General features: G+C 44.7%; 20 protein-coding genes. 8 read left to right on the forward strand and 12 right to left on the reverse strand.

Annotation, left to right across the window (positions count from 1 at the left end; translation table 11 throughout):
- Window positions 1-14 precede the first annotated feature (14 nt).
- From ACE38W_RS05465 to ACE38W_RS05520, 12 genes are read right to left on the reverse strand one after another with little or no spacing between them, the layout of a single operon-like run.
- Window positions 15-3,026: a hypothetical protein gene (locus ACE38W_RS05465; protein ID WP_375829327.1), complete on the reverse strand. Its 3,012-nt coding sequence runs from the start codon at window positions 3,024-3,026 to the stop codon at window positions 15-17.
- Between the two features lie 18 nt (window positions 3,027-3,044).
- Complete coding sequence (locus ACE38W_RS05470; protein ID WP_375829328.1) at window positions 3,045-6,560, reverse strand: baseplate J/gp47 family protein; 3,516 nt, start codon at window positions 6,558-6,560, stop codon at window positions 3,045-3,047.
- A 9-nt stretch (window positions 6,561-6,569) separates the two neighbouring features.
- Complete coding sequence (locus tag ACE38W_RS05475; RefSeq protein WP_375829329.1) at window positions 6,570-7,019, reverse strand: GPW/gp25 family protein; 450 nt, start codon at window positions 7,017-7,019, stop codon at window positions 6,570-6,572.
- A 6-nt stretch (window positions 7,020-7,025) separates the two neighbouring features.
- Complete coding sequence (gene vgrG, locus ACE38W_RS05480) at window positions 7,026-8,765, reverse strand: type VI secretion system tip protein VgrG (RefSeq protein WP_375829330.1); 1,740 nt, start codon at window positions 8,763-8,765, stop codon at window positions 7,026-7,028.
- Window positions 8,758-9,441, reverse strand: a complete 684-nt coding sequence (locus ACE38W_RS05485; RefSeq protein ID WP_375829331.1) for a LysM peptidoglycan-binding domain-containing protein — start codon at window positions 9,439-9,441, stop codon at window positions 8,758-8,760. The genes vgrG and ACE38W_RS05485 overlap by 8 nt, the downstream gene beginning before the upstream one ends.
- A 25-nt stretch (window positions 9,442-9,466) precedes the next feature.
- The gene (locus tag ACE38W_RS05490; RefSeq protein WP_375829332.1) at window positions 9,467-9,661 is read right to left on the reverse strand and encodes a DUF5908 family protein; all 195 of its coding nucleotides are present in this window, start codon (window positions 9,659-9,661) and stop codon (window positions 9,467-9,469) included.
- A gap of 10 nt (window positions 9,662-9,671) precedes the next feature.
- Complete coding sequence (locus ACE38W_RS05495) at window positions 9,672-10,115, reverse strand: phage tail protein (RefSeq protein WP_375829334.1); 444 nt, start codon at window positions 10,113-10,115, stop codon at window positions 9,672-9,674.
- Window positions 10,116-10,123: 8 nt separating this feature from the next.
- Window positions 10,124-10,558, reverse strand: coding sequence for a phage tail protein (locus tag ACE38W_RS05500; RefSeq protein WP_375829335.1), 435 nt, complete (start codon window positions 10,556-10,558; stop codon window positions 10,124-10,126).
- Window positions 10,559-10,600: 42 nt separating this feature from the next.
- Complete coding sequence (locus tag ACE38W_RS05505) at window positions 10,601-12,514, reverse strand: phage tail sheath C-terminal domain-containing protein (protein ID WP_375829337.1); 1,914 nt, start codon at window positions 12,512-12,514, stop codon at window positions 10,601-10,603.
- A gap of 24 nt (window positions 12,515-12,538) precedes the next feature.
- The gene (locus ACE38W_RS05510; protein WP_375829338.1) at window positions 12,539-13,087 is read right to left on the reverse strand and encodes a hypothetical protein; all 549 of its coding nucleotides are present in this window, start codon (window positions 13,085-13,087) and stop codon (window positions 12,539-12,541) included.
- 9 nt (window positions 13,088-13,096) lie between these two features.
- On the reverse strand, window positions 13,097-13,642 hold the full coding sequence (locus ACE38W_RS05515) for a DUF4255 domain-containing protein (protein ID WP_375829339.1): 546 nt from the start codon (window positions 13,640-13,642) through the stop codon (window positions 13,097-13,099).
- Window positions 13,643-13,669: 27 nt separating this feature from the next.
- Complete coding sequence (locus tag ACE38W_RS05520; RefSeq protein ID WP_375829341.1) at window positions 13,670-13,933, reverse strand: PAAR domain-containing protein; 264 nt, start codon at window positions 13,931-13,933, stop codon at window positions 13,670-13,672.
- Between the two features lie 926 nt (window positions 13,934-14,859).
- Between ACE38W_RS05520 and ACE38W_RS05525 the strand changes: the two genes are divergently transcribed.
- From ACE38W_RS05525 to ACE38W_RS05560, 8 genes are read left to right on the forward strand one after another with little or no spacing between them, the layout of a single operon-like run.
- On the forward strand, window positions 14,860-15,492 hold the full coding sequence (locus ACE38W_RS05525) for a hydrolase (RefSeq protein WP_375829342.1): 633 nt from the start codon (window positions 14,860-14,862) through the stop codon (window positions 15,490-15,492).
- 24 nt (window positions 15,493-15,516) lie between these two features.
- On the forward strand, window positions 15,517-16,905 hold the full coding sequence (locus tag ACE38W_RS05530) for an alginate export family protein (RefSeq protein WP_375829344.1): 1,389 nt from the start codon (window positions 15,517-15,519) through the stop codon (window positions 16,903-16,905).
- Between the two features lie 10 nt (window positions 16,906-16,915).
- Complete coding sequence (locus tag ACE38W_RS05535) at window positions 16,916-17,665, forward strand: M17 family peptidase N-terminal domain-containing protein (protein WP_375829346.1); 750 nt, start codon at window positions 16,916-16,918, stop codon at window positions 17,663-17,665.
- An 18-nt stretch (window positions 17,666-17,683) separates the two neighbouring features.
- A complete protein-coding gene (locus ACE38W_RS05540; RefSeq protein ID WP_375829348.1) occupies window positions 17,684-19,573 on the forward strand; it encodes an amidohydrolase in 1,890 nt (629 codons plus the stop codon).
- Window positions 19,574-19,583: 10 nt separating this feature from the next.
- Entirely contained in the window at window positions 19,584-20,015 is a 432-nt protein-coding gene (locus ACE38W_RS05545) for a DoxX family protein (RefSeq protein ID WP_375829349.1), read from the forward strand.
- A gap of 9 nt (window positions 20,016-20,024) precedes the next feature.
- Complete coding sequence (locus ACE38W_RS05550) at window positions 20,025-20,498, forward strand: Dps family protein (protein WP_375829351.1); 474 nt, start codon at window positions 20,025-20,027, stop codon at window positions 20,496-20,498.
- A 25-nt stretch (window positions 20,499-20,523) separates the two neighbouring features.
- Window positions 20,524-21,219, forward strand: coding sequence for a YoaK family protein (locus tag ACE38W_RS05555; protein ID WP_375829353.1), 696 nt, complete (start codon window positions 20,524-20,526; stop codon window positions 21,217-21,219).
- A 4-nt stretch (window positions 21,220-21,223) separates the two neighbouring features.
- Entirely contained in the window at window positions 21,224-23,476 is a 2,253-nt protein-coding gene (locus ACE38W_RS05560) for a histidine kinase dimerization/phosphoacceptor domain -containing protein (protein ID WP_375829354.1), read from the forward strand.
- Window positions 23,477-23,485 lie beyond the last annotated feature (9 nt).

Raw genomic sequence — 23,485 nt, forward strand, 5'->3', positions numbered from 1 at the left:
AGAGAATAATATTTTTATTGACCAAGTGCTGTGCTGCCTAATCTTACCGGATTGGTATCATTGCCATCTTCACAATCATGCAGTGTAGCAGGAGGGTATATGCTTTTGAGGTGTGATACCATTTGTATCACGATTGCATGTGTTTGCAGTAATTTAATTTTATCATCATCATAAAAGTCAGTGAACAGTTTGTTGACTGCTGTCGAGTAGTCTTTACCGTTACAGATGGCTTTTTGTGCGTTTATCAATACGTCCAGGTCTGATTTTTTAAGATCAGGCACTATGACTGGTGGTACTGCTGGTGTTTGAGGGTAAATCAGGAGCGCATTAGGATTAGTGGCCACCCATGCTGTAACCCAGTCGTGGATGACCTGGCCGTATTGTTCCAGCAAAGCGCGTGTACATTTACATGCCTGTTGCTGATCGGCTAATATTGCTTTTATTTCTTCATCCAGCCAGGTATCTTTTTCCTGTAGTTTGCTGTTTTCTACAAGCCATGCACACCATGCTTTCTGTAATTGATCAGTGGGAGATGTTTGTCCTATCCAACATACTTTTGGTAGCAGATGGGAAGGCACTTCCTGTTTGATGGTGCTTTCTGCATATCTGCGATAATCAAAATTCATATACTCTGTTTTGGAGCCTTGTACGGCTACTGTGAGGCGGAATGAATAAGGATCATCATCATAGCAGGTATGGCAATCGTCATCTAAACATATAGGAAGAAATAGCTGTCCGGGGATACGAGGTCTTAGCAGTAAATGTTCTATAAGCAGGAGACTATCACCGGCGGCGGCGTCCAAATTAAGCAAGGTGACGAGTCGTTGTTGCAGCCCACTGATTTGTCCGCTGCAAGGGTCCGCGATAGAATAGTCTATACCTTTCCCACGATTACTACTGGCGGCGGGATAGTTGATAAGAAAATCTGTTTTTGCCTGTAGCAGCGCCTGGCTGTCGCCCTGTTCTACACTATATAACATTAACGCATAATCGTTGAAGCTCTCTGCAAACCTTGCCAGCAGATGGTCCATGGCCTGGTTTCTGCGGGTAAGGCCGCCATTTACCGGCTCCAGCAATGCGACAAGTTGCTGTTTGAATAAAGGCAGATTAATTGGATTGTCCAGCTGATAAAGATCTGTAACATTCCGTATAATGGTGTTATCGAAGAAGCCTGAAAAATAGCTTTGCGTTTGCGTGGCATCCACCAGGAAAAATTCGCCTGCATTTTGTAGCTGTGCAAGATAATTTACCAGCAGCTGTTCCATGAAAAGTAGGTAGGTCTTGAATTGAGCCGCCTGCGCTTTTCGTGCGGGCGGTGCAGCATCAGGCAATCCATCTTCCCCGATGCCATAGGTAAGTGGATAGGAATATTGTACCGGGAAGTAATCCATGAAATCCCTTTCCGTGCCTGTAGGCAAGTCCAGCTCATTCTTTAAGCCAGTAGTTTTTATATGTGCATATTTACTACGTTCTTCCTGTAGTAAGGCATTCAATTCATCCGGACTAGAAGGTAGGAAGGGCAGCCCATTTTTAAAGAACAGCCATTTAGATCTTTCTGCGTATAGCCGTGGCTGATGGCCTACGGTAATAGGCAGCACCCATGGTCTGCTGCTATAGATAGGATCTCCCTGTTCATTGTAGCTGGTCATGAGGAAGTTGCTGACACTTTCCACACCGGGTATTTCCATGATCTGTCCGATGAGATCAGAGGCATGCACCGCGGTTTTCAGATCGGCATTTTTTAGATCGTCGTTGAGGATAAAACCATTATCCAGGCGAGGACCGTTGAAAATATCAGTAATGGGAAGGTTCTTTGCCAGCATCTCCGCAAGAGAATATACAGGAATCACCGGATTGAGATATTGTTCTACGAGCACCGTAATGACCGCTTGTACTTTTTCTATATCGGCATCTTGTGTAAGTGCTATATCTGCACAAAAACTTACATCTTCAAATGGAACCAGGCCTATATGACAGAAATCTTCATCGAGGTTACGATGCGATTGAAGTTTATGTCTGCTGGCTTCTACCAGGTTATGTATTTGAATGAGGTTGTTTTTATAGGTTGTCATGAGGCCAGAAGCCGTAGTGATAGCCGTTATGATATCACTGGTTTTCATCGTGGCGGTAGCCCCCTGGAATAAGTATATGTTAAGAATATTTTTCGCAAACGTAATAACTGTATTATCTGACAGGGTTATCTTCAAATCAAAATAGATACTACGTCTGATGGCTTTGGCTACTGTGGTATCATCTACAGCATTACCATCTGCATCTCTTAATAAAGCACCTGTTACCGGCGTGATCTCTACTTTAGCAATTGTTTTGCCTGGATCTATCAAGGCTTCCAGCCAATCGCCATGCTGTTGCAGATAAGTGTAATCCGGTAACCGTACTTCCAGTGTAGCACGTTGTTTATCATAAATTAAAACCTGTGAGATGCGTCCATCATTGATATCACCATACACAGGGTCATCATCAAAGGAGATAAGTACATCATATATTCCTTTTAGATCGATTTTTTTATTTGGTTTGGTATAACCTTTTGTTGTGGAGAGGTAGGTGAGATCTCCATTGATTTCGTCTGCATAAAAATCTACTTCACAATTGCAGGTAGTACTGCAAGGTTCATCCGCATTGGCATCATCGCAGCCGCAGGAACGAGGGATCAGCCATGCATTCCTCAGCCCTGGCTGATCTATGAGCAACTTACGGAAATCATTGATCGTAAGCGGATTGATCGTCAGGATTTCATGTGCCGGAAAAAACGCTTGCTTATTAAGATTTGCCGGAGAAAGATAGGATGCGAAAAGATCTTCTACGGGAAAGCCTATACGATAAGCGACGTCAGTGATGGCAAAGGAGAACAGCTCCAGGGTGGTGATACCCGGATCATGTATGTTGTAATCCGTCCAGAATTTACTGCCAAGTGCCTGGATATAGTCCATGCCCTTTTGGCGCAGAAACCAGAAGTCTTCTGCTGGCAGCCTGGTAGGATTTTTTGGTATGGTATTGTTTTGTTCCATATTTGGGGTCCTCTTTTATCATGAACAGCCACAGTCGTTATTTGCCGTGGTTGTACCGGTATTATTGTCAGTGATGATATGGATCACATGTTGTTCTGCTTTAACAGGAACGATGATAGCCGACTGACGATCTGGGGTAACGGTATCTGTGACAACGCCGTTATGATATATTTTAACATCTGTTACATAGTCCACATACTTTTGATTTTCCATGAGGTCTACTATCATGGAATTGGTGATACTTGTTTCGAACCGCAGGGCGGAAATATCTTCATATGCCCATGGCGCCAGGTATTTGGTAATAGCCTGTTGCAGCTGTTGTACAGACATGGTTTCATCATATTCCGGAAAGAACCTTGCACTGGCCTCGATTTTAATCTGCTCATAATAAGGGTTGCAGATATGTAGCTGTACAAAAGGAGAGATGATGTCGCTCAGGTATTTCTTCACCGCATCGAGATCACTCACGTACGTGAAAGGCCTTAACGGATCAATGCCTGTGAGTCCATACGTTTTAGGGATGGTAATAACCGTGACATGTCCGGGTGCCAGTTCATTATAGACGCTATTGTCGAAGCGTGTATGCGGAATACATTTGGCTCTGTATAATTGTGGAAACTGTTGCAGTATCAGGTGTTCATAATCCCAGATGTTGATGCCGCGGCCTTTGTGACGTAGTAGCTCACTGATACGGAGGTTGAAGTCGTCAGTGCTTTCTCCGGGGAATCCACCAAAAGAAGAGAACGACTGTGTTATAGTTTTTATTTCAGGCTGCGGGCTATCCAGCTTGGCGATAGTGCCGGCGGGCAGCGGGTTAGGCAGTGTAGCACTTGTATTGGTAGCAGGCACCAAGGTAGCAGAAACCGCCTGCGGTAGTAGTGCTATAATTTTACAAATAGCTTCATCATCTTCGTGTATGGTAGCTTTCACCCAATATTGCCCATCAGGAAGCACGTGATGCGCGGTGTCGGCATCGCGGGGTAATGCAAAGGAAATGATGCCGCTTCTAATCAGGTCATCTGTGCCGTCGGATACTGAGGTATTATCGAAATCTTTCCAGGTATCTCCTGACAGGTAATGCCAGCGTACCTGGTTGTCGGGCTTCGCTACCACTGGATTAGCCGTGCTTTCATCTACCTGAAACAAAATGTTGACACGACGTGGTGGAGTAGTACCGGTAATGCCTATATAAAATTCTGCCAGACTTGAAATCGCGTTGTTGTCATCATGCATGAATGATGGCAACATCACTTCATTGTTGATGGTAGTAACTTCATTTTCACCAAAAGGAAACAGGTGATAATATGTAACTGCCGAGGTTGTAGAGGCTGTATAGCTCAGGTATATTTCCTGGACCATTGGTGGCAGATAGTTCCCTACCTGTGTAGGTGTTTGACCTGCGGCCAGTTTTCCGAGGTATACCACCCTATTGTCAATCTTTGTCTGGTAGGTGAGATCATCGAAGATGAAATAATGGAAATATCCGGTGACACTGGTGGGCGAATATGGGGTATTACCGGCGCCGAATATAGGCGCTATTACATTTTCAGCAGCTAGTTGGATTGTGTCTCCTGCTGTCTGCATGAAGGTGGTACTGTAGTTGTAGATATACCAGCCATATTCACTATGCAGCACATAGATATAAGGGACGCCAAAAGTGCTCTCGGTAGTTCCGTCTTTCCAAAAAATATAGGGTTGTATTACAGCTCCATTTTTCTGGAAAATTTCGTCGCAACCAATGGTGAGCGTATTGCCAGCTTGTGGAGCAGCGCCAAAAGCAAGGAAAGGCTTTGTAGGATCCATTGCGCCGGCATCTGTCTGCACGTAGATGTTCTTCACCCTGTCTACAGCAACATCCAGCTGGTAACTGGTCATACGCAGGTCTTTGAGCGTATTGTAGATATATGCTTTGCCGTTATTTTGTGCTAATGTTATTCTTGCAACGGGTAATGATTTCGTATAGGCGCCCTGGTGAACAGCTGCGTTCCATGGAGCGGTAGAAGGCTGCGTTGATGTCAGTACACCGGTAAAAACAATAGAAGGCGTACCTGTTACCTGTACCTGTAAAGAGGACACTTGCTCCCATCCTTTATCTGTGGATACTTCCATGATAAAATCTTCTTCATTAGCAGTAAAGGAGCTTCCAGCGGCCAGGTTAACGGTGATAGTAATGGTGCGTTTGCCTTCTCTCAGAAAAAGATAATTGGAAGCGAATGCGAATCCGATGGTGGCAGTGGGCATATTGATCGACTGCACCAGCGTATAGTCCGCCATTGTTTTATTGGCAAAAGGATGCCAGGGGGTAAGCGGATTATCAAAAGCAGTGCCGTTGCCATCAGCGCTGTTAGCTATCGGAGATGCATATACGCGGCCAACATCGTTACCGGTGGTGGTGCTGTCAGGATTTAGGAAAACAGTTTGCAGGCTATTTATTTGTGCATTGTTGATAGCGATGTCTGCATCTGTTGCATAATAAGCATCGGTATTATCGGAAAACTTACCTGCTTTTAACAGGGAGCCTTGTGGTAGAAGGTAATCGTCTGTAAGTCGTGCCAGCTGGAAGGATACATATACCTGGTTGGGCAGTGGGCCTTTTGGTTGCAGGCGCAGGATTTCCTGGTAATAGAGCTGCATATGTCTTGCTGTAATACCATTCATTTGCTGTTTAGTGTATTCCAGCATTTTAAGGTAAGCAAGATATAGTGCGTTATGTGGTTCATGGCTATCCCAATCGCTCAGGGTTTGTTGTAGCTCCTGTTTTGCGGTGGTGATGATTTTGGAAAGCCCCATGATAAAGATATCCAGGCTATCCTTAAAGAAAGTATTATTGGTAGCAGAGAATAACTTCCGTACGATAGAAGGCTCGCTGCCATAGATATTTGGATCTGGTGTGATGGTGCTGGTCCAGATAGGATTGAAACTATATGTTGCCAGGTCGTTTACTGATTGTGCAGTTTCTCCCAGTACAATTATTTCCAGTGCAACATCATTATTGATCAATGCCGGCACTGCTGTTGCAGCGAAGGCATTATACTGGCGGAGTTTTTCCAGCTGATCTTTCAGTTTGGTGCTGATAAGTGCTTGTATAGTGGCTTTCAGCAAGGAGGTTGGCGACAGTTGATTATAAAGTTTATCTATCTGTACTGCCAATGAAAACATACCACTGAATATCTTCCCGTAGTAAGCCTTTGCCTGTAAGGATTTGGAGTTATCCAAAGATCCTTCCTGCAATATTTGTAAGTTTTGTTTAACGGCGGCGGTGAAGTCGGTGCTTTGCTGTGCTGCTACCAATGCGAGTAGGGTGGAGGGATCTCTTTTGAAGAACACCTGCCAGTTGCCCTGTGATTGGTTGGATATATTGTAATACCGCATCATGGCGGCCATGCGGTAGGTATATACGATATCATCTTCCAGCTGCCTGCCGTTCAACGGAGCGCTGGCAGGATCCAGTGCAGCCAGTTCCCTGGCTTTCCGGGAAGTCCCATTTCGCGACAGAAACAGCGGATTGAGTATTACTGAGCAGTCTGTAGACATAATTTACGGTTAGAGCGTGTCATTAGTATTAGATACCTGATAAAGCAGGCCCTGGATCTCTGTACCTTCTTGTAGATAGAAAGGAAATACAAAATTGAACCTGGAGTTAGACGTTTTCACGGTGAAGTTTAGTTTTATATACACCACTCCTGACCAGATATTGGAGGTGTCCAGTTCCAATGTATCTACTTTTATTCTTGGTTCATAAAATAATACGGCAGTATCTATTTTTTCCAGCATGAGTGTTTGCATACCAGTATCCATTGGTTCAAACAAGAATTCCTGCATGTCGCAACCATAAGCTGGTTGCATGATACGTTCGCCAGTGGCGGTGGTGAGCAGTACTTGCAGGCTACTATAGATATCGTCTATGTCTTCCAGCATCATGACGGTGCCCATGCTGTTGCTGAATTCGGGTGGGAAGCTCCATCCCCGGCCCAGGAAGCTATTGTCGTCCATAAGAGTTTAGTTTATTTGTACCAGTCCACCTTTGACTGCTGTGATACCATTGCCAGCGCTTATCTTACATCCGCTGCCACCATCTGCGCTGAAGCCCATAGTGGCTTTGAGGTTATTGGTTTTACCTTCGAGGTTTAAGTCGCCGGTAGCTTTAAAAGCAATATCTTTTTTGCTTTCTATTGAGATGCCGTTTTGGTCCATGGTAATTTTATTACCGTTCTGATCTTCCAGTACTATGCCTTTGGCATCATCGGAAACGGTTACTTTATTGCCGCCTGGTGTTTCCAGTTGGTAGCTTTTTTTATTGTCGTTGAAGATCATTTTAATGCCGCTACGTGTCACGAATCCTTTTTCATCATTGGCGTCGGCGGCGGTGATAGGTGCAGGGAGTGCGCTGCTATTTAGGCCACCGAGTACTACAGGGTAGTTAGGGTTACCATCAATAAATCCGACGAGCACTTCGTCTTTTATTTCCGGACGGAAATAAGCGCCTCTGTTTTTGCCTGCATCGGGAACGCCTACACGTGCCCATACGCCATCATCTTTAGGATCTATGGATGGTAAGGTTACCTGTATGCGGTCTTCTTTATCGGGGTCGCTTTCCAGTTTGGTAACGATGCCTGTCTGCAGCGTAGTGATACCTTGTGGAATGGCTATGGTATTGGTGTTGGAGATGCCTGCCGGGGAGGTAACGGGAACGCCTACTTGTGCGTCGGTGGTCCAGTTGCCTTTTACGATCATATGTCTGACGCCAGTTACGTAAGTATTTCCCTGGTAATGTTTTCCGATGCCGTTTAGTGCAACCATGCAACCAGGGATGATTTTAGCGGTACCCTGACAGTTTACTCTTCCGCTGCAGGCGCTTAATCTGGTACGCAGTAACATGGCATCAGCGGCTAGTTGCAGCTCCTGTGCGGGAATGTGGCTACTGAGGAAAACCTGGCAATCGTTGGCATTTACTTTGCCTGCAAGATCTTTTCCACTAAGGTCGCCGTTGAGTTTTCCGCTGGGCTCTTTGGCAGTAGTAGTGGTAATATCCTGACTGCTTTGGTCCCAGCTGATAATTTTCAGTTCCGGAGGTTGTGTACGTGCATCCATTTCCAGGTCCATTTCCAGGAGGGAGGAGCCATATTGAATGGTTTCCGCTGGCGACTGGCCCAGGTCGGGCACTTTGAAACTTCCTTTACCATCATTGATGATGCAATGCATACCGGTGGCGGCTGCACGTTGCAGGATGAAGTCCCAGTCGCTTTGCTGGTATTGCACCAGGGTAGTGTGTTTTACCGAGGTGGCGGTTACATCTTTATCCAGCTTATATTTTCCGAGGAGGTCTTCAATTATTTCACTGTCTTTTTGGTCTCTGTAGTATTTATTTTGTGGAGACAGGGATGCGGAGAAGATTTTATCTCTGCAGTCTACATACAGGAGGGAGCCATTCTTACGTACTTTGATGGTGGTTCGGATTACCTGTCCTTTGAAGATAATATCTTCAGTGCCTCTGTAGCCGGCTTTTATTTCGATTTCAGTTCCTGGCAGGAAATCATCTTTATCAGCGACGGGGAAGGTTTGTTTGGAGGCTTCACCGTCTTGAATAATGATGGTGGCCGCGGGGATGCGGTTCACTTCTTTCAGTACCATGATGGAAGTGATCTGGTAAGATTTAGTTACGGCATTGCCGGCAGCGCTGATGGTAAAGGTAGCAACGCTGGGGGCCGCAGGGGTTTGTATGTCGCGGTTATCAGGCATCAGACAATGGTAAGAATTTGATGACGGTGCCAGGAGTCAGTTTCCGGAAGTTAGTCAGGTTATTGGCTCTGGCGATGTCGAAATAATATTTGGGATCTTCGTATTGCTGGTAGCATTTCAGGGAGATATGATCTCCGCTTTGCACGGTTCTGACATGTGTCAGATCGGGGGATAGCGGATCTTCTTTGGCTACGCGTTTTTTATCATCAATACTGCTTTTGAAGGTTACTTTACAGAGCGCTCTGATGGGGCGTCCGTCGGGCCTGAACAGTTTAAAGGTGACATTGAGTGAGGTGAGTCGCCCTGCAAAAAGCATGGGTCCCCAGATCACGCGGAAATGTCTTGGTTCGTGGGCGTCGCCTTCATAGGCTGTCAGCAGCTGTTTAAAAGCTTTAACATCGTCCCAGATATCATCTCTGGGCTGATCATCGATAATACCGGTAGAGTCGAATAACAGGTCGAGGGCAAGTTCATCGGGAGCGATGGCTTTAAACTTCTGTTGTTTGCCACTGGTACCTTGTCCTTGTCCTTCGTTGTATTCGATTTTATAGTTCAGCTGGTAGCTTTCCGGATTGATAAAAGCCGTAAAGTCGCCGGTTTTGGATGCATCATCCATTTCGGGTTTACTATAGGCGATGATCTTTACCTTTTCCAGTTTCCCCTGATCGATACTCATGATGAATTGCGTTTATTCGTTGGGGTTATTTCTCCATTTTATCTCTGAGTACCTGCATCACTTGTTCTATGCATTCGGAGATAATCAGGTCTTTATCGTTATCATGTTTGTCGCCGGCTGCGGCGGATTGTGGTGCCGCAGCCGCAGGAGTGCTGCCAGGCGGACTTTCGGCGGCGTTTACTTCTACTTTGATATGTAGTTCTCTGATCTGTATGGGCATAACAGATGCGCTATTTTACTGTAAAGTATTGGTATCGTAAGTCAAGGCTTTCAATAACGATGGCACTATTTTCAGCATTGAGTTCTGTCACGGCCCATTTTTTCGGCCATGCCTTCACTATGTTCCAGGTACGGATGGGATCATGTTCTTCATTCAGTAATGTGATGATTACGTCAGAAGGAGAGAACGCTCTTTCCTGGAATGCTTTCATACACCAATCAAAGAGGGGGGAATCAGGTAACACCAATCCTCTTTTCAGGGTCAGGTCAGGATATTTGGTACGAACGGGAAGCGTATGTTCGAAGCGGTTTTCACCACCTTCTTTGACGCCTTCTGTTTCATATTCTACAGACAATCCTGTTACTGCCTGGAACCTGGTGTCGTTATCGTTTTTGTCGAGTCCTGTGAATTCCACTTTAAAGTGAAATCCTACGGGAGGATAATAAGTAGCCATGCCTTAGTTTATGCTTTTACCGGGAAGAAGCCTTCATGTGCTATTTCTATGGTTTCAACCGCTACCTCGTTAGCATCTGCTTTCAGGTCGCTGGCTTGTACTTTCACCGGAAAGGCATTGAGTACGGTCCATGTAAATACTGGCTGATGGTTTTCGTCCAGCAGTTTGATGGTGATGGTGCGGCGTTCTACGTTGCCGAGATGGTTTACTTCTTTGAACCAATCGAAGTATTCCGTTTTATTAGGAAAGGTGCCACGTTTCATGGTGATATTGCTGCTTTTCTGCAGGCCTGGCATTTTCACTTTGTTATAGTCGCGGCTTTGTCCTTCGCGGTATTCGATAACATCTACCTGTCTGTCGAGGCCAGTCACTTCTGTAAACCCGATGGTAGTATCGCCCCATTTTACTTCAAAGTGAAACTTAGGAATTGGATATTCTGCCATGATTATATCAGTTTAAGTGTTGTAAAGAGATGAATGAAAGGATTAGGCTTCTGCCATAATATGAGAGAAGCGCAGGATAATAAATTCTGCAGGGCGTACTGCTGCCATGCCGATTTCGATGATGAGTCGTCCTTCGAGGATATCTACTGAGGTCATGGTTTTACCCAGGCCTACAGACACATAAAATGCCTTGTCAGTAGTCGCACCTTGCAATGCGCCCTGGCGCCATAGGGTGGTGAGGAAGTTCTCGATCATGGATTGTACGCGTACCCAGGTATTAGCATCATTAGGTTCGAATACAAATTGCTGTGTAGCTGCTCTTACGCTATCTTCTACCATACAGAAAAATCTGCGTACGCTGATATATCTCCATTCATTATCATTACCTGCTAGTGTGCGTGCGCCATATACCAGGGTGCCTTTGCCGGTAAATGCGCGGATGGCATTCACGGATTTGCCAGAAACTACATCTACGTTTAGCCTGTCCAGTTCACTGGCAGTATAGATATAATCAGGAGTGGCGCCACCGCTGATGCTCACGTTTGCAGGAGCTTTCCATACACCTCTGTTATTATCGGTATAAGCATACAGTCCGGCTACGGCACCACTTGGAGGTAATGGTGTTGCGGTGCTGTTGATACCGTTGAGGATACTTTTATAAACGGGGAAGCCGCTGGAGAGAGAGTCGCTGTTGGATTGTAGTCCTTGTGCAACTGCATTCACTACGTAGGCTTGAATTACTGCATTGATGGCATTGAATTTTTTCTCAAACTCATCTGTCACCACAACATATGCCTGATCATCTGTATATCCCACAGGGATAATGGAAGATGCGGCAGGTACATAGTCGTATATAGATTTGAGCAGTGGAGTATTGGTTACGTTTGAAGGCGCGTAGGTGCTCCATTTTGCCTTGATTTCCGCTTCATTATCGCGCAGTGATTCCAGTGTAGCGGTAACTGCAAGAATGGCGTTGGTAGCGCCTGTGATAACTGTCTGGCTCTTATAGGTAGCTGATGTTGTTGCAATTGTATTTAAGGTGCCAGCAAGTGCATAGAGGTCTTGTGCAATTTTGCCCAGGTTGACCAGCTTATTAGGATCAGCATCCGGTGTTGCCAGGAATGTTGCTTTCAGATTGGCGAAATCAGTGGTAGCTGTTTTGAAAGCATTATTCACCGGAGTGGTATCGCTTACGAGGTTTTTGAGCTCCGCGATGGCCGCGATGAGAGTAGCATCGGTCGTCAGTGAGCTGAGGTCTGTTTTAGAACCGGCCATGTATATCACGTTGTAGATATCACCGAAGCCTACATTTTTGTTGAGGGCTACGTTGATCCACGGAGCGTAAACAGCGCCATATTTGAGGTTGTTGATGCCGATATTATTACGGAAGGTGTTACCGTTATAATCGGTACGTTCTGTGTCAAATAAGCCCACTCTGTTTTTCATGGCATCGCAATGGAGGAGGGTGGCTGCCTGGAGGCTATAGAGGTTGGGGCTGCCCATGATGGTAGCATCTGGATATAGTATAATGGTGGGTTCATCATATTTTTCCAATGCTGCGAGCCCTTTGTTGAAATCAGCGATGGCAGGTGTTTGTGAGTAGCTGCCTACGGACACGATGTAGCAATCGCCCCCACCATTTGCATAGAACATGCTGACAGAATCGTACATGTAGAACTGACTGGTGAGTTTTGCGCTGAGGAATTTGAGGTTTACGTCTATATCGACTCTGCCAACGGTAACCGGAGCAGAGGAGCCGAAATAGAGTTCAAAATCGGCCAGCGAAGAAATCCTGGTAGGCGTGTTGAGGAGATCATTCGGCGCCAGGTCTTCTGCAAACTGTGTGTACCCGATAAATGCCGGAATAGCTGTTTCCACGGCTGCTATGGAAGGTGGAAACTTGGGCACTTCATCTATGTACACGCCCGGAGTTTTGATAGTTGTCAGATTGAGCATGAGATGGGGTTTAAGAGGTCAAAATTATTTTTGGAAAGTGATTTGAAATTTACATGGAGGTTGTCCTTTTACAAACCGTATTTTACCGGTATTGTCAAGTATGTCGAAGTCCGTACTGCCTTTGCTGATAACCATTTCCAGGTATCCGAAGTAGCGCTGAGGTGCGGTGGGCTCAGCGGCTATTTTGGAAGGGGTGGATATGTCGGGGAAAGTATCGCCGTTATTGCGTGCTTGTATATTTCCAAAAAGGTAGCGGCCTTCTTCACCACTGGGAAGCGTGAAGTGTGCAGGTAGTTGCTGGTTAGCGGCGGCAGTAGCATTCAGGGTGAAGCCTATTCTGAAGGTAAGGTTCAGGATATCGCACCATGGCAAACTTCCGGGCTTAGCTACGGTGAGTAGCCGCCAGCCGCCTGCAGAGGGACGCATAACCAATTTGTAATTCGAGAACAGTTGCTGGGTAACGATATCTGTGTCGAACAGGATCCACTCACTCGCATTGATGCCTGTAGGCAATCCTGTATGCACGAAATTAAGTTCAAACAACTGTTGATAACTGATGGCTATATCTTCCATAGTTATGAATTATGACTTAGGTTGAATGACACTGTATTTTTGCTCGATGTTTTCGATGATACCATCTCCTTCTGCGATAGCCTCTTTCTTCTTCAGTTCGGCCACACGCATAATGTAGATGATATTGGGGTATACTTTTCCTCCCAATACTCCCCAGATATGGTTCATATCTTCGAAGGTGGGAGAGTAGATGCTGAGAATTACTTTGTACTGATCACCATCATAATCAACCATGAAAATACTGTTGCCCTGTAATGCGCGAATGATCTTTGCTATGTCGCCAACCGCTGTGGAATAGGTTTTGCGTGAAGAGCAAAACATCAGGTAAGCATTCAGGTAAACATATGGGTTGAAGTACTCAGTTTTGAGTGTAGCATTATTTATTCTTGAGTAAGCAGTATTTTTTAGCGCTGGTTCTTCCTTGAGGTTGAGCAGTGTGAGCGTTACTGGCGGAGTTTCGCTACTTAACGTGGCAATATTTCCCAGGTCGAAATCCTGTGCTGCAAACTCTCCGGCCAGGGAGAGTTTAATTTTTGTTAGTGCTTCAGCAAGCATATCAGCGTTATTAACAAACAAAAAATATTATCCAATAAGTACGTTCATGGCGCCCAATACAATTGTGCCGCCATGTGCGGAGGAATCACCCAGGCGTGCAGCGGGCATCCCACCAAATAAAACAGTTGTAGAGCCAAGAATAATGGCGTCTGGAGCTAGTGGACATACACAGGTATCCCCCATGACCGCTGCGGGTTTTCCGCCGATCAGGACAGTAGGACATCCTGGCCCAATAATAGGGCCACCGCCATGGGGACATACATGCATATCGCCGATTGTAGCAGCCGGCATTGACATACAGTATATGCTTATGTTAATTGATAATTCCGCAAACTATTCTGAATAATCACGATAGCAGACTTCCTGGGATTAATCTTTATTACTGGTTATAATCTTACATTCATTCTAAACCAGGCACGATAGTTTTTGGGGTAGTTGATAATTTCATTGAAAAGGTAGAAAGAAATTATTTTCCAACAAAATTTATTTTAAAACATGATTTAGTTCGTATGACTAACACAAATTGAAACTTTTGTGTTACATAGACTGCTATTGGATTGCTGTCTTTTTTATAAATTATAGAGCGATTGTCGATGCACTATAACAGTAATTTTAAGACCATTGATTTTTTTTGCATAAATGGATCGCGTTTATATCAATGGTGTGCATGTCGTTTAAAATCTATTTTGTTAGTTCTAATCTCGTCTGCAGAAATTTTTGTATAGAATTTTTTCTCTTTACAGATGTAGCTTGGTGGTAAATATTGTGTGAGTTTTGCTATGTTCATCTTCCTATACAGACATATCTCGACATATCTCGACATATCTCAGCATAAGAATCAAAGTATGCCATAGACGATCATTTTATTTAAGTGTTGTGTAATTCATTTGATAAGAAATGTTCTTGTCTTGCTAAAAATAAATAGGACAGGCAATGATTACTTGCGTTGTTATATTGAGGGAAAGAAAAAATATTTAATTCATCTACCCAAAACTATATAACGTATATCCGTGCTAAATTTTTTATGAGGATCAGATTAAACCGGTTCAGAAAACTGTATAATCGTACCCGTTATGCTCCAATTTTTTTTCTTCTAATCATAAATTTACGAAATACCGTAATTGTGATTTTTGTAATTTTTAACATAAATAATTGATTATCAAATATATATAAACGGGCATCTGAATTGCCAAGGCTGGACCAAACTTTATTAAAAAATGAAACCGTCCAGTAATTTATTGTCACCCGACAATCATGCACTTATTCTGATCGACTATGAAGGCCAGATGGGCTTTGCGACCAAAAGCATTGCCATCAGCGAATTGAGAACCAACACTGCAATCATTGCTGGCGCATCCAGGATTTTTAATGTACCTACTGTTGTAACCACTGTAGCAGAGCAATCCTTTTCTGGTCCTGTGTTTCCAGAGATTGAGGAGTTTTATCCGCAGGCAACATCTGGTTATATAGATCGCACTTCCATGAATACCTGGGAAGATGAAGCGGCTTATAAAGCCATTGTAAGCAAAGGCAAAAAGAAACTGGTGATGGCCGGCCTGTGGACAGGTGTTTGCATCGTAGGCCCTGCGTTATCGGCACTGGAAGAAGGTTATGACGTATTTGTTATTACAGATGCCTGTGGCGATGTTAGCGCAGAAGCACATGAGCGTTCTGTTCAGCGAATGGTTCATGCAGGGGTGAAACCAATGACTTCCATTCAGTACCTGCTGGAATTGCAGCGTGACTGGGCACGCCAGGAAACCTATGCTGCTGTTACAGACCTGATGAAAAAATACGGTGGCGGCTATGGCCTCGGTATTCATTATGCACATCATATGCTGCAACACTAATATCATTCATTAAATCCTTACCAATTGCCAGCTAAAAGCCTCCCTGGTCTTGTTGGGCTTTGTACCCTCCTGATCGCCTTACACCTGAGTATACAGGTGAATGGACAAAGTTTTAAACTAATGCGGTTCGATGAAGACTATTCGAACCTTAAAGATTCAACGCTCAACTTTTACCAGAAAATTAAATATACGGCCCTGTCGAAAAATAAACCTGCTTATGTGTCTTTCGGAGGATCAGCAAGAGTAGAGTATGTAAGCTTTAACAACGAAGACTGGGGTAGGCTGGGCATTGGCCATAATGATTTCCTGTTGCAACGATATGACCTGCATGCAGACCTTCATTTGAGTAATCGCTTTCGTGTATTTGCACAGATAAGAAGTGCGTGGGAAAGTGGTCGTAAAAATGGTGCCCGTCCTATTGATGAAGATAGGTTCAATGTGCAAAACCTATTTGTGGATGCAGCTGTTATCCAGAAAGATGACCATGCATTGGTAATAAGAGCAGGGCGACAAGAATTAGATTATGGCAGTGGAAGATTAATTTCTGTGAGAGAAGGGCCCAATGTCCGCTTGTATTTTGATGGCGCAAAACTGATGTATACCTCCGCACATTGGAGTGTCGATGGATTCGCCATGATGGCGGATACTATTAAACCCGGTGCGTTGGATAATACCTCCAGCAGACAAATAAATTTGTGGGGCGTCTATAGTAAGCTGATAATTCCTGCATTCCCCAATATTGATCTTTATTATATCGGTGTAAAGCGCGACCTGTCTATGTTTGAAGAAGGAGCCCAAAAAGAATTACGTCATACAATGGGCACCAGGATATGGAGATATGGCGGCGGCCTGATTTACAACCTCGAAGCAGCATGGCAGTTTGGAACCTTTGGCAGTGGAACTATTCGCGCGTGGACAGCCTCCGCAGAAGCTGGCTATCTCTTTGAACATCTCAACGGTAAACCTACTATTAATCTACGTAATGATTATATCTCCGGTGATAGCAAAAAAGGCGATGGCAAACTGGAATCTTTTAACCCGATATATCCTAAAGGTGGTTATTTCGGATTTAGTCCGCAGATAGGCCCGGTGAACCTGATAGACATTCATCCATATGCCACGATTAATGTAGGCAAGAAAATATTAGCGCAGGCAGATGTAGTGATGAACTGGCGATATTCAACACAGGATGGGATTTACAGGCCAAGTGGTTCTTTTAATCTCCCAGGTTCTTCTTCTCAAAAAAAATATATTGGTACGGCATACCTGGCAAGTGTAGTGTATAGCATGAACCGGAATCTTTCATTGAACTGCGGTATGCAATATTTCAAGACAGGGGCTTTTGTCAGCGATGTGGTAACAACGCCCAAAGACGGCCTTTTCATTAATACACGCATCAGTTTCAAATTCTAAAATGATAAATATGAATAAGACAATTAATCGCCTTGCGAGGAAACAAATTATCCTGGCATTTCTCGGTATTTCGTTGCTGTTGTTGCATGCAAACACTTTTGCACAACAGCCGCAAGTTGCCACTAAAGCAACGCCTATTGGCACTTCCAAGGTATGGGGTAAGGTAGATGGTTTGTCCATTGAAGGGCTGGTGCAAGGCCCCTCCGCAGCAGTGGCAGACTTGCAGATAGCCTGTGTATTTGAATATACAGAAGGAGATATTTTCAATCCACCTGCATTGCCTGCACAATTGAATGGCATGGTGCATCTTGATGAAGCATTAAAAGGACAAATTACGGCCCTTCGTAAAAGTGGAAAGTTTGCAGGCCACTACCTGGAAACCTTACTCATCACGCCTCCTAAAGGTGCGTTAAAAGCACCGCGCCTGCTGATAATCGGCCTGGGTGACAGAAATAATTTTAATGCGGACGCTATGATTAACGTTGGTGCTATAGCCATGCGCGAGGCTGCGAGGTTAGGCGTTAAAAGCTTTGCTTTTGCCAGCGATATCAAAGATGCTGGTATAGATTCACCTACAGCCCTGACAGCCGCTAATGTTGTGAAAGGTATCATCAACGCCAATCGTACGCAATTGTATTTACAAAGCCAGCATCTGGCGCCGGTACAGCGTGTTACACGCGCTATCTTATTAGCAGGCCCGGCTTTCTTTGAAACCGCCGGAGAAGGCATTAAAGAGGCCATTGCTTCATTTAACAATTAAGGAGGAGAGAAATAGAGAATGAAGAAAGCAGATATGGTGCTGTATAACGGTAACGTATATACGGCAGATGCCAACAATACCTATGCCACCGCGATAGCTATTAAAGATGGAAAATTTGTTGCAGTAGGCGATGACGCCACTATCATGCAGCAATATGCCAGCGATGATGTTTTGCTGATAGACCTGAAAGGAAAGCGTACCATCCCAGGGCTGATAGATTCACATATTCATCTGATCCGTGGAGGACTTAATTACAATCTTGAGTTGAGATGGGATGGTGTTCCTTCGCTCACGGATGCGCTGAAAATGTTACGCAAACAAGTAGACATTACACCCAGCCCTCAATGGGTAAGGGTTGTAGGTGGATGGACAGAACATCAGTTTGCGGAGAAAAGAATGCCTACACTAAAAGAGCTGAACGAGATAGCGCCAGATACACCTGTATTTATCATGCACCTCTATGACCGTGCATTGCTAAACAGGGCCGCGTTGAGGGCAGTAGGTTTTACAAAAGATACCCCCGCGCCTCCTGGTGGTATCATTGAAAAGAATAGTAAAGGAGAGCCCACCGGACTTATATTGGCGAGTCCTAATGCGATGATCCTGTATTCCACCCTGGCTAAGGGTCCTAAGCTGCCTTATGAATATCAGGTGAATTCTACCCGACATTTCATGAAGGAGTTGAACAGGTTTGGTATTACCAGTGTCATCGATGCTGGTGGCGGATTCCAGAATTTTCCGGATGATTACCAGGTCATCAATGAACTGAACGAAAAGGAACAGCTGACGGTACGTATTGCCTACAACCTCTTTACGCAAAGGCCTAAGCAGGAGCTGGAAGATTTTAAGAACTGGACTAGCACCGTTAAGCTGCATCAAGGTGATGATATGTACCGCCACAATGGTGCTGGTGAAATGCTGGTGTTTTCTGCCGCTGATTTTGAAGACTTCCTGCAACCACGTCCTGATCTGCCAGCGGTAATGGAAGCAGAGCTGGAGCAAGTAGTACGTCACCTGGTAGAACACCGCTGGCCGTTTCGACTGCATGCCACCTACAATGAAAGCATCAGTCGCTTTCTGGATGTTTTCGAAAAGGTGAACAGAGACATTCCGTTTGATGGATTGCATTGGATTTTTGACCATGCAGAAACAATCGATGAGCGCAACATTGACAGAGTGAAGGCTTTGGGTGGCGGTGTTGCGATCCAGAGCAGGATGGCTTTTCAGGGTGAGTACTTTACGGATCGTTATGGTAAAGCAGCAGCGGCGCATACACCTCCGGTGAAACGTATGTTGCAGGCAGGTGTTCCTGTTGGTGCAGGCACCGACGCTACACGCGTAAGCAGTTATAATCCATGGGTGGCGCTGTATTGGCTGAGTGCCGGCAAAACAGTAGGCGGGCAGCAGCTATATGATGATGGCAATAAACTCAGCAGAGAAACAGCTTTGGATCTTTATACCAAAGGAAGTGCATGGTTCTCCAGTGAGCAGGATAAAAAGGGAAGTATCAAAGTTGGACAGTTAGCAGATCTGGCAGTATTGGACAGGGATTTCTTTGCAGTAGCAGAAGAATCGATCAAACACCTGGAATCTATATTGACAGTGGTGGGGGGTAAAATCGTATATGCCAGCAATGAGTTTGAAGATCATACGCCTACACTGCCGCCAGTACTACCGGATTGGTCGCCGGTGAATCAGTTTGGCGGATATTATTCTCCTAAAAATAAGGTGGAAGAAACCGTAGTAGCGATGCAGCAGGCAGCATTGATATCGGCGCATGTACACAGCTGTGCAGGCAGCTGTCAGGTGCATGGACATGATCATAACGTTGCCAGATTGAGTAACATACCTGTTAATAATTTCAGCGCATTCTGGGGTGTCTTCGGATGTTCCTGTTTTGCTTTTTAAATATTTTTTTATGAATGAGATCATCAGCAGTATACTGTATTCGGAGGTGGGCACTGCATTCAATAATTACGCACTGTTGGCATTTCGTGTACTGCTAGCGTTGGAACTGTTTCGGGTACACGGCATGAAAAAGTTTCGCGTAGAAAACGGACAAAGGGAGCATGTACCTAATCCACTGCATCTGCCGGAAAAGCTCAATGGGCTGGTAGCTACCTTTTCGGATACGATTGTGCCGTTCTTAATTGCATTAGGAATGCTCACCAGAGTGGCCGTGCTGCCTACCATCGGTGTAACAGCCATTGGTTATTTCGTTGTTCATCGGAAGGATAGCCTGGAGGTTAGGGATGTGCCCTACATGTATACCCTCGCGCTGTTGCTGCTGCTGATCCTCGGGCCCGGCCGATTCTCCGTTGACGTTCAACTCTTATATCCACTTTTTTAAAATTATTTTATGCAGATAAATATTGGAATTAAACAAGAAAATCTGGCCGCTGTAGCGCATTCCCTGGGGAAGATACTGGCCGATGAATTTGTACTGTATACGAAAACACGCAAGGCACATTGGTGCGTGACCGGAAACGATTTCCATAGCAAACATCTTTTCTTTGAAAGTCAGTACCAGCAACTGGATGAGATCATCGACGATGTAGCAGAGCGTATCCGCAGTCTTGGTCATTATCCGCCAGCCACCATGAAGGAGTTTCTCGCACTGACACATCTCACAGAAATGACACGTGAGAAAAATGACAGCGAAGGATTTATTAAAGAATTGTTGCGTGATCATGAAAGCATACTGATTCACTTACGGGAAAATATTAATGGATTTGCTACTGCATTACATGATGCTGGCAGTAGTGATTTTATCACCGGATTGCTGGAACAGCACGAGAAGATGGCATGGATGCTCAGGGCTCATCTCGACTAAATCATCTGACTAAATAAAAAAAAGCATGACAGCAACAAAGCACAGCATAAACTGGGTAACCTTTCTGCTGGCATGGGTGGCAGGATATTGTGATACCGCCACATTCGTGTCGGGGGATGGTATTTTTTCTGCACATGTTACAGGAAACTTTATTGTATTTGCGGCACAGGTATCTTCCGGGAGCACCAGTGCCATGGCCTGGATTAAGCTGATTACATTTCCTGTCTTCATCATTGCGGTGATGACAGGTGGATGGCTGGCCGAAAAATTTGCACAGAAATACAAAATATTGCTGGCAGAAGGCATAATTTTGCTGGTTTGTGGCGCATTGGCTTTTCTGCTTCCAATGATTACAACATGGGAAGCTAAGCTGGTGACCTACTTGATAGTAATGATAACTGTGCTTGGAATGGGCCTCCAGAATGCCTTCGGGAAATTATTTGCAAAAGAGACGCATGGCCCTACCACAATGATGACAGGAAATGTAACGCAGGCCGCCCTGGACCTGGGTAATGTCATTAGAAAGGGTAGATTGGAAAATGAGTTATCAACAATTAGTCTCAATAAGCAAATAGTTACTATTGGTGGATTTCTGGCAGGTTGCCTCATTGGCGCATTTCTTTCCCGCTGGGTGGGACTGACTGCTCTGATGATTCCGGGCGTGGCTATTATCATTTGTTATTTACAAGGAGAAGCCGCTGCTAATAAATCAGAAGAATAGCACTATGCCAGCTTACAGCTACCGCACAACGATCATATGGATATTTTTATTGCTATTTCCGGCGTATTTGTCGGCCCAGTCATTGGATGATCCAAGGCTAGCCGCTGAATTGCTACGGAATGGAAAGACTGATACTGCCACCATTTCCAGGTTGATGCAAACCGGTCAGGCATTCTTAGACAGGCCGGAAGAGAAGCAGGAAGATATGAGCATGTGCACGCGAATAGCTGATGAAATGGAAGTCCGCAGCAGGAAAGCCAATTATCCAAGAGGACTGGGATTGTCCAAACTGTTGCGGGCGGAAATTCTTCGTGAAACTGGCCAGGCTGAAGATTGGAGAGCTTTGGCAGAAGAAGCAGTTAAAATATTAAATCAATATGGTACGCTAAGAGAAAAGGCGCAGGCAATTATTGAGCTGGGAGGCACTTATTCTTCGCCGCTCAGAGAGCAGATACCGCAGAAAATCGCCTTGTATGAGCAAGGTATTGCTCTTTATCAGCAAGCAAGAGATACCCTGAAAGTGGCGCAGCTGAAGGAATACCTCGGGGATCTTTTACAGATAAACCAGGAATTTTCCCGCTCACAGCAATTGTTGGAGGAAGCACTGGGACTTTACAAGCAAGTTGGTTATAAGCGCTTACATGGCCTCTATTGCATCATGGCGCAGAATTACCATGGCCTCAATAATTTCGTACAATCTTTAAACTACAATTTAAAGGCTGGTGAAATTGGTGAAAACCTGGGAGATACGAGCCCGCTGATGTCTACTATCTATAACAGGATAGGGTTGAATTACTATACTGTACTGTATTACGACCTGGCAATTGATAATTTCAAAAAATCCAGGGTCATTGCAGAAAAGAACAAAGACAGTACTTCGCTTAAAAGTATTCTCTTCAATCTCGCTGATTGCTACAGGAACAAAGGAAATTTTCAGCTAAGCCTTAACTTGTTGGGAGAAGCGCAGCTATTAGGCATTGAGCCTGGTTTTGATCAGGTACAGTCCAATGTGATTTATCTGAAGGATTATTTATCCCTCCATGACCTGGACAAAGCAGAACAGCATTACAAAGGCTTGCAGGCTTACCTGGACAACCCTGATGGAGATAAATTTGTGAAAGAAGTCATTCGTGTGCCTGTAATAGCCTATTTCCAGCATATAGGCAGGTTCAAGGATACGGAGAAGTATATACGCGATTATCAACAGAACCTTGAAGGGCTGCCGGTTTCGTTGGTAAAACAGTCCGAGGCAGAGTATTATATTTTCCGTACTGATTCGGCACTTGGAAGGCTGCCATCCGCCTTGAGTCATTTTCAAAAATTCAAGCATCTCTCTGATTCTATTACCAGTACTGTGCAGGCAAAACAACTGGATCTCTTGCGACTACAATTTGATACAGAAAGAAAAGACCAGGATATTCAGCTACTTACGCAAAAAAGTAAGTTACAGGAAGTGTCTTTGCAACGGGGAAAGGTTTTTCGAAATGTAATCATCGGCGGCATCTGTATGCTACTGATGATTCTTGCTTTATTGTACAACAGGTACCGGCTGAAGAAGAAAACAACCTATAGTCTTGAACTGCAACAGGAAGAAATCAACCGCCAGAATGAATTACTGAAGAAACTGTTGGACGAGAAAGAATGGTTACTGAAAGAAATACATCATCGGGTAAAAAATAATTTACAGATCATCATCAGCCTGTTGAATACGCAATCTAAATACCTGGATAATATCGACGCTATTGCCGCTATTAAAACCAGCCAGCATCGCATGTATGTGATGTCGTTGATACATCAGCGTTTGTATCATACCGATAATCTTGGCAGCATAGATATGAACTGGTATATCTGTGAATTGATGGGCTTTATGAAGGAGAGCTTTGATACAGGTAGCAGGATCAAGTTTGATACTGCCACGGAAAGTATTATGCTGGATGTAGTGCAGGCCATACCTGTAGGGCTCATCCTGAATGAAGCGGTGAGTAATGCTATTAAGTATGCCTTCCCGGCTGATAAGCGCGGCACTATAGCAGTCAGGTTTAATAAAGATGAGCAGCAGCATTGTTTGTTGTCGATTGCAGATGATGGCATTGGTTTTCCTGAAAACTATGAAGCAGAGACTTCTGCATCGCTGGGTATGAGTCTGATGAAGGGACTTTCAGATCAGTTGGAAGGCAGTTTTGAGCTTAGTAGCAGCAAGGCCGGCGTTGTCATTCAGATACGCTTTTTACTAAGGTCCCTAAATAATGATAACTAAATTCCGTGC

It is taken from the genome of Chitinophaga sp. Hz27 (genome assembly GCF_042263525.1).
GTDB lineage: Bacteria > Bacteroidota > Bacteroidia > Chitinophagales > Chitinophagaceae > Chitinophaga.